Origin of the sequence: Rhodopseudomonas pseudopalustris (genome assembly GCF_900110435.1) — a bacterium.
GTDB lineage: Bacteria > Pseudomonadota > Alphaproteobacteria > Rhizobiales > Xanthobacteraceae > Rhodopseudomonas > Rhodopseudomonas pseudopalustris.
Genome location: NZ_FODT01000003.1, coordinates 21,537 through 35,277, shown reverse-complemented (window position 1 = coordinate 35,277; position 13,741 = coordinate 21,537). Strand labels below are relative to the sequence as shown.

Genomic DNA, 13,741 nt, shown 5'->3' with positions numbered 1-13,741 from the left:
CTTCTGCTCGTCGTGCCGATCGCCGCGTCGGCCGCCAAATACATGCTGGGCGATCGCAGCGTGGCGTGGCACTCGGCGGACCGCTCCAGCGCCGGCCTGCTGCCGCCGGCGGCTGCGCATCCCGGGCCGCTGGTGCGGGTGTTCGCCGCGCGCACCGTGAGCTGGCGCGGGATTTTCGCGGTGCATAGCTGGATCGTGGTCAAGCCCGCCGGTGCGACGCGCTACACTCGCTACGACTACACCGCGTGGGGCGATCCGATCCGCGTCAACGGCTTCGCCGCCGATGGCCGCTGGTTCGGCGACGTGCCGCAAGTGATCGCGGCCGCCGATGGCGAACAGGCGGCGGTGATGATCCCGAAGATCGAGGCCGCGATCAAGAGCTACAAGCTCAATGCCTATGGCGACTATCGCGCCTGGCCGGGGCCGAACTCCAACACCTTCGTCGCCGCAGCGCTGGCCGCGGTTCCGGAACTGCGCACCACGCTGCCGCCGACCGCGATCGGCAAGGACTATCCGTGGGACGGCGGCTGGATCGGCTGGACGCCGTCCGGCACCGGAATCCGCGCCACGCTTGGCGGTTATCTCGGCCTCACGCTGGGTTGGATCGAAGGCGTCGAGCTGAACCTGTTCGGCGCGGTGCTCGGCCTCGATCTGCGCCGTCCGGCGATCAAGCTCCCCGGCCTCGGCCGCATCGGTCTCAGTCCGATCTAGGGCTTCGGTTCTGATCGAATCAGAACCAGAGTTCGAATGTTTAGTTCTGACGCGTTTTCGTCACGCGAACCGGTGTCCACTTCGCTCGAAAACGCTCTCGTCAGAGCAGCAATCGACTGAGGTCCGGATCATCCTTCCGAATGCTGGACAGGTCATCGTCGGCGGTTCCAGGCGTGGCCTGCCACAACCCCCGCAACAACGGTTTGGCGATCATCGTCGAAATTTTCAGCGCGGCCTCGACTTCCTTGATCGCGTTGCTCCGCGCCTGCGCGGCCAGTTCGGAATTGTCGGTCTTGATCGCATAGGCATGTTGCTGGCCGTAGGCTGACGCGAGCCAGATATGCAGATTGAGATTGGCGTCCGCGCCGGGCTGCTGCGCCAGCCGCGTCCCGATCTCGATCGCCTTGGTGAAGCCGCCGGGCGGGGCTTCATAGAGCGCGTTGAACAGAGCGACCTCGCTGTCATTGTCGCCCTGGAGAACCTGCAGCGCGGCGTCGTTGCGGGATTGGGCGGTGTAGACCTTGGCCAGCGCCTGCTTGAATAACGGATCCGACGGGTCCGCCCGGGTGGCCTCCTGCAACGCGACCGCGGCGCTGTCGAGATTGTTGTTGCGCGCGTTCGCGACCCCCCATGCGGCGAGTTCGCGCGGTGTGCTCAACGCGGTCATCGGGAATCTCAGAAGTGCTGCGTCGGCGGCCTTGACCTCTGCGGTGGTCGCCTTGTCGAGTTTGCCCTGCGGATCGATTTTCAGCGCATCGGGCGCGAGGGTGGCGTTGATGGCTGCCGCCGGCGGCCGTTCGACTTCGTCGAACAGCTTGGTCAGGATGGTGCGGGTGCCGACATAGCCGAGCCAGAAGCCCGCCGGGGCGAAGTACAGGAACAGCGCGAGGATCAGCGTCTGTCCGCCGTGATCTCCCAAATTGGCAGCCGTGCTGATCTTGTTGGCCGATTGCCAGAGATAATGCGGCACAAAGTACAATTGCGTCAGGCCGACGCCGACCAGGGTCTTGGTCAGCCAGTCGGAGATATCTTCCAGATTGGTGTTGACGCGGCTCGCGACCGCCGGCGTCACGGTTGCGGGCGCGGTCGCGTTGTCCCTGCCGCTCGCATCCGTGCCGCCGCCGCTCGCCGGTGCGATCGTCGCCGCGATCGGCTGCGGCCGCGCCAGCGTCCGCGGAATTCCGAACAGCAGGCCGAGCAGCCAGCCGCTCACGGTGCAGGCTGCCGCGAAGAACAGGCTGATGGCGACCGCGCGAAGCGCCAATTTGCTGTCGGTCGTCATCACCCCGACGGCGAGTAGCAGCACGAAACCGGCAATCGCCGCGCCGACGAAACAACGAAAGAACCAGTGGAAGATGATGGCGAAATCGCCGCGGCGAAGCGCTTCTGTCAATGGAGAGTCGCGAAATACAATTTGGGATTCAGGCTTCGGGGATAATCCGAACACGTGAAAATCCTCCGCAAAATATCGTCGTCAAATATCCGTCCTGAAACGCAGCAACAAAAAATAGCAGTTCAAATAATTCGCGGATTGTCGGCACCCGCGGAACCTTTGTCAACTCCCGGTGCGAGGAGTCAGTCCGGGGCGACGTTGCCCTTGCCGCTGCACCCGCAACCGCATGGCGCGTGCTCCGCCGCCGGGGCATTCACTCCGCGCCATCGCGCGTAGCGCCACGGCAGGTACCAGTGCGCGCCGGGCGGGGCGGCGGCTGGGACGTTGTCGATCCCCGAGGTGCCGTAAGGATTGCAGCGCAGCAGCCGCGCCAGCGTCATCCAGCCGCCGGCCCAGAGTCCGAACCGTCCGATCGCCTCGTCGCCGTAAACCGAGCAGGTCGGCAGATGCCGGCAATGATAGCCGACCAGCGGCGACAGCGTGTGGCGATAGAGCCAGATCAGTCCGCGCCCGGCGTTGCGCGGGGCGCGCTTGATCACCTGGAGTAGTTCGGTGGGGGAGGAGGGCAGTTTCACGCGCACTGGGACTTTCAAAAGCCTGGGACTTTCACAAGCATTGGGACTTTAACAAGCATTGTGCCTCAGGCCTGAGCGGCTTACTGCCGGGTTCCTGAGCGCGGAACCGCACGGCCACGGCAAATACGCAACAGCCCGACAATATCGCACTTTGTTGAGCGCCGTGAGGCAGCCGACTGGTATGTTTGCGATTGATCAAAGCCCGTTTTTCCATGACCTTTAGATAACGTAAGCGTGACAGATTCGGCCGGCTTGGCCGGGAACCTTTCCCGTTTTCGCGAACGAAGCTTTTCGCGCACGAAGTCGAAGGAGTCACGGTGGAAGCCGCTGTCTTGTCCCGCTTCGCTAAATCGACGCTGACGCGCGTCGTTGCGCTCGGCTTTGTGCTGATCGGCGCGGCGTCGGGACCGACGCAATTGGCGCAGGCCGGTGGCAGCCTGGAGCAGCGCAAGCTGCCGATGCGGTTCAACTGGGTCGCCTGCGAGCCGAATTGCGGCGGTTGGGTCACTGCGATCGGCATCGTCACCGCCGACACCCCAAAGGATTTCGAAGACTTCGCGCGCAGCCGTTCGCTCGATGGCGCGGCCGTGGTGCTGGATTCCAGCGGCGGCTCGGTCAACGATGCGATCACGCTCGGCCGGCGCTGGCGCAAGATGGGGCTGATGACCACCATCGGCGTCAGCGTGCAGAGCCGAACGCCGGCGGGGATCCGCTCCAGCATCGTGCCGGAGGCCTATTGCGAGTCGATGTGCGTGTTCCTGCTGCTGTCCGGCAAGACCCGCTATGTGCCCGACGGTGCCCGGGTCCGGGTCCACCAGATCTGGATGGGGGACCGCGCCGACGACGCCCGCGCCGCCTCCTACACCGCGCACGACCTGACCATCATCGAGCGCGACATCGGCCGGCTCGCCAAATACACTTTCGAAATGGGCGGAACCGGCGAGTTGCTGGCGCTCGCGCTCAGCGTCCCGCCCTGGGAGGATCTGCACGAGCTGTCGCCGCAGGAACTGCGCGACGCCAATCTGATCACCACCCAGGCGATCGCCGATCTGCTGCCGCAGCGCGGCGACGTGGCTGCGACGGCCGTCGCCGCCGCCGACCCGAAGCCGGTGCAGGAACGCTTCGTCCACCAGCCCTCGGCCGCCTCGACCAAAACCGCCGAAGCAGCACTCCCCACCGGCGGCACCGCGCCGGCAGCAACGTCGCCGCCGCGTTGAGCACCACCCACGGCCTCCATGATGAAGCCGCTTACGCGTCCGCGCCCTCGCGCCTGGCCTCGATCTGGCCGATCGCATCGACCACCGCGTCGAAGGTCAAAAGCGTCGAGGCGTGGCGGGCCTTGTAGTCGCGGACCGGCTCCAGCATCGCGATCTCGGCCCATTTGCCATCCGGCGGCGCGCCGTTCTCCTTGAGCATCTTCCGCACGGTGTCGCGCAGCGCCCGCAATTCGCTGGAGCTGGAACCGACGACGTGGCTCGCCATGATCGAGGACGACGCCTGGCCGAGCGCGCAGGCTTTCACCTCATGGGCGAAGTCGCTGACGACGTCGCCGTCCATCTTGAGGTCGATCTTGACGGTCGAGCCGCACAATTTCGAGTGAGCGGTGGCGCTCGCGTCGGGGTCGGGGAGGCGGCCGATCCGCGGGATGTTGCCCGCAAGCTCGATAATCCGCTTGTTATAGATGTCGTTCAGCATGCCAAAGGGTCCGGGCCGTCCCGCCGGTCCGCCGACGGATTCGGACGGGCTGCCTTGGCGGTTCCAGCGTATCATCCTATATAGGGTGGGTGACTGCGAAAGTCAGTCCGCCGCGCCGCGTGAAACCGCCGGCCGTATCTTGTGAGCCCCCATGCGCCGAGGACGCTGCGCAGTGAGGGCCGCTGAGGGGATCAAGACGCAAGGCGGCTGGCCGCGTCTGCCCGGTGACACATCCGGCCCGCGAGGGACGGTCGAACGGAGAGAAGATGGACGCCAAGATCAAGCCGCTGCGCGGCGGCAAGCCCGCGGACGCCCGCGCCGAATTTCAGCCCGCCGAGCTCGACCCGTCGGAATTTCTCGCTGCCGCGGTGCAGCCGGATCAGCCGCGGCCGTCGCGCAACGAGGCCGAGCAGGCGGTGAAGACCCTGCTGGCCTATATCGGCGAGAACACCGGCCGCGAAGGCCTGCTCGATACCCCGCGCCGGGTGGTCGAGGCCTATGACGAGCTGTTTCAGGGCTATCACCAGTGCCCGGCCGAGGTGCTCGACCGCACGTTCGGGGAAACGGCGGGCTATGACGATTTCGTGCTGGTCCGCGACATCGGCTTCACCTCGCATTGCGAACATCACGTGATGCCGTTCTACGGCAAGGCGCACATCGCCTATACGCCGGTCGAGCGCGTCGTCGGGCTGTCGAAGCTGGCGCGGCTGGTCGAGATCTTCGCCCGACGGCTGCAGACTCAGGAGCATCTCACCGCGCAGATCGCCGCGGCGATCGACGAGGTGCTGAAGCCGCGCGGCGTCGCGGTGATGATCGAGGCCGAACACACCTGCATGTCGGTGCGCGGCATCGGCAAGCAGGGCGCCTCGACCTTCACCAGCCGCTACACCGGCATGTTCCGCGACAATCCGGCGGAGCAGGCGCGGTTCATGTCGATGATTCGCAGTCGCGGCTAGGGCAGGATGACTTATCTTCGAATCGTCATCCCGCTCTAGGTTGTTGTTCGAGCGTGATCCCGAAAACCGCTGTCCACTTATCGGGATCATGCTCTAAGTCGCCGGATTGCGAAGGGGAATTGCTCGTGACGTCATCCGCTGCTTCATCGCCCGCGCTCGACGATATCGAGGAGGGCATCGCGCTGCGTCCGAAATTCGACGCGGCCGGTCTGGTCACCTGTGTCACCACCGACGCCCGTTCAGGCGAGGTGTTGATGGTTGCGCATATGAATGCGGAAGCGCTGGAGAAAACCGTCCAGAGCGGCGAGGCCTGGTACTACAGCCGCTCGCGCAAAAGACTGTGGAAGAAGGGCGAGAGTTCCGGCCACGTTCAGCGCGTGCTGGAGATCAGGGTCGACTGCGATCAGGACGCGGTGTGGCTCCGCGTCGAGCAGGCGGGGGCTGCGTGCCACACCGGCCGTCAGTCCTGCTTCTATCGCCGGATCGACCGCGACGGCTCCGGCGCGCCGCTGCTGACCATGGTGGACGCCGATCGGCTGTTCGATCCGGCCAAGATTTATCCGAAATAGACCGCGCGGGTCAGGCCAGGCGACTGGCGATTTCGCGCTGCCGCTGCACTGGATCGGGGCCGGCCTTGGCTCCGGTGGGGTCCGCCAGCGTATCAATGTAGTCCGCTGCGGCCGATCGCAATTTGCCGTCCTGCAGCGACATCACGCCCGACAGCGTCTGGATGTTCATCGAGCGGATGGTGTAGTCGGTCCAGGCCCGCTGCTGCTGCTTGCTGTCGGCGGTCGGCCCCTTCTCCTTGTTGTAGAGATCGACCGCGGTGTTCGCCGCCCTCAGCGCATTGAGGCCGGCGATCGCCTTCAGCTCCTTGGCCAGATCGGGATTTTTCGCGAAGAACTCTTCGATCTTCGCCTTCCAGGGGCCTTCGGTGGTGACGTTGCCGAATTTGTCGACCTGGAGCCGCACCGCCTCGTCGAGATTGACGTTCAGCCCGCTGAAGGCCTTGGTCAGCTTGCTGGTCAGCGCATCGCTGCGCTTCTGCAGGATCTCGTCGAACGACAATGTCAGATCGGCCGCGGCGGCCTTGTCGGCATTGGCCTTGTCGAGGACGGCCTTGGCCCGGTCGGACAGCGTCACCACGGTGGCGGCAGCGCCCTGTGTCGTGGTCTTCGTCGTCGCTGAATCGGTGGCGCTCGCGCCGGCCGCGCTGCCCGATGCGGGACCGGCGGGCGCGTTCGGCTGGCCGAACGGGGAAGTATAGTTTGCAATCGCGGTCATTGGCGACCTCAGCGGCCGGGTCTGTCAGCGATCATCCGCGCCGGCTTGAAACAGATCGAAACACATCGCGGTTAACCGGTTCTAAACCTGTACAAAGATCGCCCCCGCAAGGCGGTTGTGGCCGCAACAGCATGATCCCGAAAAGTGGTTCCGGTTTTCGGACAAGATCATGCTCAAATGAAAAGCTATGATCCCGAAAAGTGGTTTCCGGTTTTCGGACAAGATCATGCTCTTCGTCGATGGCGATCGTTAACGACGTATTAACCATGATCGCGCAGGGTCTCCGGCAGCGTGGACGCTCGAGCGAGCCGTCGCGCCACAGCTCGGGGAGCAGGGGCCCCAATCATGTCGGCCGAAATCTCCAATTCCGCGGTCTCGATCGTCGATCCGGCGCGGACGCGGATTGCCGGCGCGATCAAGCAGGCTTCCGGCGCCACCGGCGCCTCCTTCGAATATCTGCTCGCCACCGCCAAGATGGAGTCGAACTTCAATCCGCAGGCGGCGGCCTCGACCTCTTCGGCGAAGGGCCTGTTCCAGTTCATCGACCAGACCTGGCTCGGCACGGTGAAGGAAGCGGGCAGCCAGTTCGGCTACGGCCAATATGCCGACGCGATCAGCAAATCGGCGTCCGGCAGCTACTCGGTCAGCGATCCGGCGGCGCGCCAGGCGATCATGGATCTGCGCAACGACCCGGTGATCAGCTCGGCGATGGCCGGCGCGCTGACGCAATCCAACAGCTTCAAGCTCACCGGTGATATCGGCCGGCGTCCGACCGACGCCGAACTTTACATGGCGCATTTCATGGGCGTCGGCGGCGCCGCCAAGCTGATCAGCACCGCGCAGGACAATCCAGGCGCGATCGGCGCCGCGCTGTTTCCCAATGCCGCCGCCGCCAACCAGTCGATCTTCTACGACCGCTCGGGCCAGGCCCGCACCGTGGCGCAGGTCTATGACAACCTGACCTCGCGCTACGATGCGGCGGCGAATTCCCAGGCGACGCACAGCGCGATGGCCTCGGTCGGCGGCGCGGTTCCGGCCGGCGCCGCGATGCTGCTCGCCTCGGCCGCGCCGGTCGACAATGCGGCCTATCTGTCGAGCTTCCCGGACGTGCGTAACGTCGCGCCGGTCAGCGCGACATCGCCGGTCGATGCGGCGGCGTCGTCGACGCGGCAATCCTCCGAGCCGATGTTCCGCAGCCTGTTCCTCGGCGGCGACCGCAGCGAGCCGGTGTCGCCGGCGGTCCAGCAATTGTGGAACGGCGCGTCGGGTCCGCCGCCGACCACCGCGCCCCCGACGACCAGCCTGTCCTACGCGCCGACGACATCGGGCGAAACTGCGCTGTCGATGCCGCCGACCAGCAGCCTGTCCGCCACCCCGACCGTCCGTGCCCCGCAACCGCTCGATCTGTTCAGCGACCGCAGCGGCACCTTCGCCAACTGACCGATTCCAGGCGGAATCCTGAGCCTCTCAGCGTCATCTGCAGAGCAAGCGACGCAAAGCATCAAAGCGTCAGCCTGAGGTGCTCGCCGTCCCCGGCGAGCCTCGAAGGATGAGCAGCGAGGGACAGCGCTTGTCGCCATCCTCCGAGGCGCGCGAGCCCACGCGCTCAAGCTGCCTCGGTCGACGATTCATCAAACTACGTAGTTGGCGCCGGCGCGCGAGGCCCGGCGCGTCCCCGCCATCGTTAATGAAACGTCAACGAACTCAGGCGGTTATGGTGAACCCTTTGTTAAGCGTCATGGTTTACGAAGTATGACGTTGGCATCGCGTCACGATGTCGTCGTTCGCGTAAGCCGGAATGCCCATGATTGTTCGGCAGTTCATCAGTTGGATCCGTCACGCGCCCGCGGGCGAGCGCGCTGAAGCCACCCGGGCGCTGGCGCGGGCCTGGCTGATCTCCGATCTTTCGCCCGAGGATCGCTCCGCCGCCGAAGGCGCGCTGCTGATGATGCTGGACGACGTCTCGCCGCTGGTGCGTCAGGCGATGGCGCAGGTGTTTTCGCGCAGCGCGCGCGCGCCGGCCGCGATCGTTCGCGCGCTCGCCGCCGATCAGCCCTCGGTGGCGCTGCCGGTTCTTGAATTCTCGCCGCTGCTGATCGACGCCGATCTGGTCGACATCGTCGCCACCGGCGACGACGCGGTGCAATGCGCGATCGCGCGGCGGGTGCGGCTGCCCGCGGCGGTGTGCGCTGCGATCGCCGAGGTCGGTTCGCCGGCCGCGGCGCTGGAGCTGATCGAAAATCCCCGCGCCGAACTCGCGCCGTTCTCGTGGGACCGCATCGTCGAGCGCCACGGCCATCTCGCCGCGATCCGCGAGTCGATGCTGGTGCTGGAGGATCTGCCGGCGGCGACGCGGCTGGCGCTGATCGCCAAGCTCTCCGAGACGCTGCAGCAATTCGTGGTGGCGCGGCGCTGGCTGTCGGCGGATCGCGCCGCGCGCGCGGTGGGCGAGGCGCTGGATCGCTCGACCGTGACGGTCGCGGCGCGCTCGCGCGGCGACGACATGCGCGCGCTGATGCAGCATCTGCGCGCCACCTCGCAACTCACCGCCGGGCTGATCCTGCGCGCGCTGCTGTCCGGCAATCGCGAATTGTTCGAATACGCGCTGGTCGAACTGTCCGGTCTGCCGCAGGCGCGGGTGGCGTCGCTGCTGCACGAGTGCGGCGGCCCGAGCCTGAATGCGCTCCTGGCGCGCGCCGGCCTGCCGCAGTCGACCTTCGCCGCGTTCCGTGCCGCGCTGGAGGCGCAGCACGAGATCGGCTTCGTCGGCAGCGAGGGCGGCGCGGTGCGGCTGCGCCGGCTGATGGTCGAGCGGGTGCTGACGCGCTGCGAGACCGGCGCCGACGCGGCGGCCCCGCTGCTGATCCTGCTGCGCCGCTTCGCCACCGAATCGGCCCGCGAGGAAGCCAGCGCATTCTGCGGCGAACTGATCGCCGAGCACGACGAGCACGCCTGGCAGAACGAGCCGATCGCCGCGTAGGCGCGCGCACGCGACGTTTCTTCAACACGCATCTGAAGGGCAGGGCGATCGCGCGGCTGTGCCGGCGGCTAATCGCTGATCGCCGCGTCAGTCCGCCGGCACGATGCTCGGCGACAGGATCGCTTCGAGATGTTCGGGGCGGTGGCGGTTGACCGAGGCGAGGTAGTCGTCGGCGACGCTGCGCAGCCTGCGGTTCAGCGCGCGCTGCAACTCGGCCTTGTCGGGTTCCGCGCCTTCGCGGACGATCGCCTGGATGGCGTGGACGTGATTGGCGATAAGTTCGTCCGGTACCTCGGCCAGCGCCGGGGCGTGTTCGATGATCCGGCACAGGCTGTCGGCCGCCACCGCCGCGGCGGGATAGCCGAATGTCGCGGCGTCGCCCTTGATGTCGTGTGCGGCGCGGAAGAACTCGCCCTGGGTATCGCGGCTGACGCCGTCGCGCGTCAGCGCGGCATAAGCGGCGGACAGTCGGTCGGTTTCGACGCGCATCCAGCCGGCGAATTCCGCCGAGAGCTGCGCCAGCGCCTGTTCGGCCCGCGCCACCGGATCGTCGGTCTTGGCGTGGTCGACCCGGCGCAGCGCCTTGCGCAGCGGATTGGCCTGGGTGATCACCTGATGGTCGGCATAGGTCGCGACCTGGATGTCTTCGGGGCGTCTTCTAGCCATGGATTCAGCCTGTTACCTTGGCCTTGTCGAGCAGCGACGGCTGCTGGATCGTTTCTGACTCGCCGTGGCCGCGGCGCTCCGGGCCGATATAGCCCGAATTTGGGCTGCGGCGACGGTCGGGCCCGAAATAGTTGCGCGTCTTGATATAGGGCCGCGGGCTCGCGACCACGTTCAGCACGCGCTGATACAGGCTTTTCGAGGAGATCGGCTTGGCGAGGAATTCGGTGACGCCGGCATCGCGCGCCAGCGTGACGCGGCGCTTTTCGGAATGCGCGGTGAGCATGATGATCGGCACGAACGGATTGGCCTTGGAGTCCGGCTGCCGGATCATCTGCGCCAGCTCGAGCCCGTCGAAGATCGGCATCGACCAGTCGGTGATGACGATGTCGGGCGCGGCGTGGCTGAACATTTCCAGCGCGGTGGCGCCGTCCTCGGCTTCGTAGACCTCGCGCGCGCCGAACGAATGCAGCAGCGTGCGCAGAATCCGCCGCATATGCGGATTGTCGTCGCACACCAGAAAGCGCAGCTTGTTGAAATCGATGCGAAACATTGACCCGGCCCGGGCGGCGACCGCCGATATACGTACCGTTAACGCTAAGCGATCGTCGTTAAGGAAGGGTTGCGCGCCCGAGCCGCGCGGCGCCATTCGGGGAGCAAGCGAAGCGAGCCTCGCAGCGTCATCCTGAGCGCCTGCCCCGGACTTGATCCGGGGGGCGAGCGCAGCGAGCCTCGAAGGAGGCGGCCACCCGAGGCGCGCGACAGCGCGCCCCCGATCGACCTGTCACGACCCGCGTCATTATTTCACAGCAGGTATTTAGTAGCGGTGAGGCCGTGAGTCGGGTCGACTACGCTGGAACTTTCCTTGATTCGGATAGCGCGTATGACCACCACTCCGAACTGCCCGAACTGCAGCGAGACCCTGACCCTGACCGGCAATCGGCCGCTGGTGCAAGGCTATCAGGTCCGCGAGTATCAATGCACCAAGTGCGAGACCCGAACCAGGCACGCCACCCATTGGGACCACTCGCTGACCGAGCCGCACGGTCATTTCTATCACGAGTAGCGCGCCCGCACGCCGCGGCGCCGGATCGACCGATCGTGCTGCAGTGCAACCGGGCAATTTAATCAAGGATTATCCATCGCTCACGACGGACGCCGCTTCGCGGGCGGGATTTGTCGACGATCATTCTTGATTATCTATTTGCAAAATACCCTCACTACCTCGGGGCGCGTCAGGCGACCGCCACGCGACCAGGCAGGGGCGACACGATGACCGGTGAAGTATTTGCGTTTGTGATATTCCTCTTTCTCTGCAGCGCCTTTCTCATCGGTCTGATGCTGCAATATGCGCGGCGGATCAATCGGCTGCGCAACATGGTGACCGTCCTCAGCCGCGTCAACGAACTCGTGCCGCAACACGCGCCCGCGCCGCGCAAGGACGTCTAGCGCCGGACGACGTGGCGACGGACAGTGCGTGTCGCCATCCTGCGAGGCGCCGGCTTCGCGTGCGCACCCCGGATCAAGTCCGGGGCAGGCGCTCAGGATGATGCGGCGCTGTGCAGCTACGCCACCCGGCGCAGCGCGAAGCTGACGCTGTCGGTGGTCGCCACGTAGCCGAGCCGCGCCAGTGAGGCGAGCACCTCGGCGAGAGGCCATGAGAGCGGTCTATCGGAGGGGGGCACGGCTTCGGCCGCGGCGGCGCGTCGGTCAGGTGCCGAATTGCTCCGAGAGGATGCGTTCCTCGAGGCTGTGCCTGGGGTCGAACAGCATCCGGATCGCGATCGTCTTATCGGAAATCACCTCGACCCGGCGCACGTCCCGCGCCTCGTCGTGATCGGCCACCGCCGCGACCGGGCGCTTGTCGACTTCGAGCACTTCGATCACCACGAAGGCGTTGTCCGGCAGCAGTGCGCCGCGCCAGCGTCGCGGCCGGAACGCCGAGATCGGCGTCAGCGCCAGCAAGGCTGCGCTGATCGGCAGGATCGGGCCCTGCGCCGAAAGATTATACGCGGTCGAGCCCGCCGGCGTCGCAACCAGGATTCCATCGGCGACGAGTTCGCTCATCCGCTCGCGTTCGTCGATGATGATGCGCAGCCGCGCCGCCTGATGGCTCTGGCGAAACAGCGAAACCTCGTTGATCGCGTGATGGATGTGAACTTCACCGTAGATATCGGTGGCGCGCATCAGCAGCGGATGGATCACGGTCTCGCGCGCCGCTTCGAGCCGGCTGTGCAGATCGTGCGTGGCGTATTCGTTCATCAGGAAGCCGACCGTGCCGCGATGCATCCCGTAGATCGGCTTGCCGCTGCGCATCTGCTGATGCAGCGTCTGCAGCATCAGGCCGTCGCCGCCGAGCGCCACCACGACATCGGCATCCTGCGGATCGCAAGTGCCGTACATCGACACGAGCTGCGCCTGCGCCGCCTGCGCTTCCGCGCTCGGGCTCGCGACGAAGGCGATGCGGTCTCGCCGCGGGGACGTGCTCATCGGAGGCGGGCTCTGCGCATGCGTGGGCGGCTCGAAACCCCGCGAGGAAAGCGGGTTTCGCCGCGCTCGTCTATACGACCTTTCCCGACTTTGTCGAGCCGTCGCCGTTCAGCCCGGCGCGCGGATCAGTACGATCCGCCGGCGCCGCTGCCGATCGCGTCCGCCAGCGATTTGTATTCCTCGCACGATGTGCCGCACAGCGCGGCGATGCGGTCGAGGTGAACTTGCGCGCGCTCGCGATGGCCCTGTTCGACCTGCCACAGGCCGTAATACTGCCAGGTCCTGACGTGGTTCGGATCGGTCTTCAGCGCGCGCTCGTAATACGCCTGCGCCAGCTTGGCGTCGCCGAGCTTGCGATAGGAATAGCCGATCAGCGTCGCCACCGACACGTTGTCGTCGCGGCCGAGCGCCTTGAGCTGGTCGATCGCGGCCGCGTAGTCGTGGCGCTCGTAGATGGTCGCATAGGCGGTGCGATAACCGTCGCGGAATTGCTGCTCGGAGCGCCTGTCGTCCTTCTTCTTGCCGCCGCTCGATTTGCTGTCCGACGACGGCGGCGGCGACGGTTGGGAGTCGGGCGCGGCGCGCGCGGGCGTCATCGCCGGCGGCGCGACCAGCGCGGCCGAGATCAGGGCGAAGGCGAATAGTCGCAGTCCTCTGGTCATTGGCAGTCCTCCCGTTGTCGAACCGAGCAAGGTCGCGGCCCAAGGCATGCTACCCAAGGCATGCTACCCAAGGCCCGCTGCAAAAGGCCGTCGGCCCTGCTGAAAACACCGCAGTTCGCCGGTCATTCCACGGCCGCCTGGCGCCGTTCGCCGCGTTGCCTCATCCCTCGATACGGACGAGCCGGCGCCGCGGTTTCAAATCTGCCGCCGCCGCATGTTCGGAGCCACCGCGGCGTTTTGCAACAGGCATTGCACGCGGCCACGCGGTGGCTTGTGCCGTTGCTGCTGCGCAACCTTTGATTTTCATGGCGAACGGGCTATGGCTTGCGCAG

16 protein-coding genes are annotated in these 13,741 nt (G+C 66.1%); 8 read left to right on the top strand and 8 right to left on the bottom strand.

All coding sequences use genetic code 11. The features are described from left to right. Positions 1-42: 42 nt before the first annotated feature. A complete protein-coding gene (locus BMY71_RS06430) occupies positions 43-711 on the top strand; it encodes a DUF3750 domain-containing protein (RefSeq protein WP_092683119.1) in 669 nt (222 codons plus the stop codon). A gap of 100 nt (positions 712-811) precedes the next feature. On the opposite strand, the gene BMY71_RS06425 is transcribed toward BMY71_RS06430, so the two are convergent. Then, positions 812-2,104, bottom strand: coding sequence for a hypothetical protein (locus tag BMY71_RS06425; RefSeq protein WP_092682541.1), 1,293 nt, complete (start codon positions 2,102-2,104; stop codon positions 812-814). A 182-nt stretch (positions 2,105-2,286) separates the two neighbouring features. Next, positions 2,287-2,679, bottom strand: coding sequence for a membrane protein insertion efficiency factor YidD (yidD, locus tag BMY71_RS06420; RefSeq protein WP_092683117.1), 393 nt, complete (start codon positions 2,677-2,679; stop codon positions 2,287-2,289). A 317-nt stretch (positions 2,680-2,996) separates the two neighbouring features. On the opposite strand from yidD, the gene BMY71_RS06415 reads away from it, so the two are divergent. Then, positions 2,997-3,896: a COG3904 family protein gene (locus BMY71_RS06415; RefSeq protein ID WP_092682540.1), complete on the top strand. Its 900-nt coding sequence runs from the start codon at positions 2,997-2,999 to the stop codon at positions 3,894-3,896. Between the two features lie 31 nt (positions 3,897-3,927). Here BMY71_RS06415 and BMY71_RS06410 read toward each other — a convergent pair whose 3' ends face one another. Continuing rightward, positions 3,928-4,374 (bottom strand): iron-sulfur cluster assembly scaffold protein, encoded by a 447-nt coding sequence (locus BMY71_RS06410; RefSeq protein WP_092682538.1) that lies wholly within the window; start codon positions 4,372-4,374, stop codon positions 3,928-3,930. Between the two features lie 266 nt (positions 4,375-4,640). On the opposite strand from BMY71_RS06410, the gene folE reads away from it, so the two are divergent. Beyond that, positions 4,641-5,330, top strand: coding sequence for a GTP cyclohydrolase I FolE (folE, locus tag BMY71_RS06405; protein WP_092682536.1), 690 nt, complete (start codon positions 4,641-4,643; stop codon positions 5,328-5,330). Between the two features lie 125 nt (positions 5,331-5,455). Then, positions 5,456-5,899 (top strand): phosphoribosyl-AMP cyclohydrolase, encoded by a 444-nt coding sequence (hisI, locus tag BMY71_RS06400; RefSeq protein ID WP_011503639.1) that lies wholly within the window; start codon positions 5,456-5,458, stop codon positions 5,897-5,899. A 10-nt stretch (positions 5,900-5,909) separates the two neighbouring features. On the opposite strand, the gene BMY71_RS06395 is transcribed toward hisI, so the two are convergent. Further along, a complete protein-coding gene (locus tag BMY71_RS06395; protein ID WP_244525995.1) occupies positions 5,910-6,614 on the bottom strand; it encodes a hypothetical protein in 705 nt (234 codons plus the stop codon). 345 nt (positions 6,615-6,959) lie between these two features. Between BMY71_RS06395 and BMY71_RS06390 the strand changes: the two genes are divergently transcribed. Beyond that, positions 6,960-8,054 (top strand): transglycosylase SLT domain-containing protein, encoded by a 1,095-nt coding sequence (locus tag BMY71_RS06390; protein WP_092682534.1) that lies wholly within the window; start codon positions 6,960-6,962, stop codon positions 8,052-8,054. 364 nt (positions 8,055-8,418) lie between these two features. After that, on the top strand, positions 8,419-9,594 hold the full coding sequence (locus BMY71_RS06385; RefSeq protein WP_092682532.1) for a DUF2336 domain-containing protein: 1,176 nt from the start codon (positions 8,419-8,421) through the stop codon (positions 9,592-9,594). Between the two features lie 87 nt (positions 9,595-9,681). Here BMY71_RS06385 and BMY71_RS06380 read toward each other — a convergent pair whose 3' ends face one another. Together BMY71_RS06380 and BMY71_RS06375 are read right to left on the bottom strand one after the other, a co-directional pair. Continuing rightward, positions 9,682-10,260, bottom strand: coding sequence for an Hpt domain-containing protein (locus BMY71_RS06380; RefSeq protein WP_092682530.1), 579 nt, complete (start codon positions 10,258-10,260; stop codon positions 9,682-9,684). A gap of 4 nt (positions 10,261-10,264) precedes the next feature. Continuing rightward, positions 10,265-10,810 (bottom strand): response regulator, encoded by a 546-nt coding sequence (locus tag BMY71_RS06375; protein ID WP_011503634.1) that lies wholly within the window; start codon positions 10,808-10,810, stop codon positions 10,265-10,267. 330 nt (positions 10,811-11,140) lie between these two features. On the opposite strand from BMY71_RS06375, the gene BMY71_RS06370 reads away from it, so the two are divergent. Together BMY71_RS06370 and BMY71_RS24315 are read left to right on the top strand one after the other, a co-directional pair. After that, entirely contained in the window at positions 11,141-11,323 is a 183-nt protein-coding gene (locus BMY71_RS06370) for a hypothetical protein (RefSeq protein WP_011503633.1), read from the top strand. 110 nt (positions 11,324-11,433) lie between these two features. After that, positions 11,434-11,706 carry a hypothetical protein gene (locus BMY71_RS24315; protein WP_139202606.1) on the top strand — a complete coding sequence of 91 codons (273 nt, stop codon included), beginning with the start codon at positions 11,434-11,436 and terminating at the stop codon, positions 11,704-11,706. 261 nt (positions 11,707-11,967) lie between these two features. On the opposite strand, the gene BMY71_RS06365 is transcribed toward BMY71_RS24315, so the two are convergent. Continuing rightward, positions 11,968-12,747, bottom strand: coding sequence for an NAD kinase (locus BMY71_RS06365; protein WP_011503630.1), 780 nt, complete (start codon positions 12,745-12,747; stop codon positions 11,968-11,970). Positions 12,748-12,872: 125 nt separating this feature from the next. Further along, positions 12,873-13,409, bottom strand: coding sequence for a tetratricopeptide repeat protein (locus BMY71_RS06360; protein WP_092682528.1), 537 nt, complete (start codon positions 13,407-13,409; stop codon positions 12,873-12,875). Between the last annotated feature and the right edge of the window lie 332 nt (positions 13,410-13,741).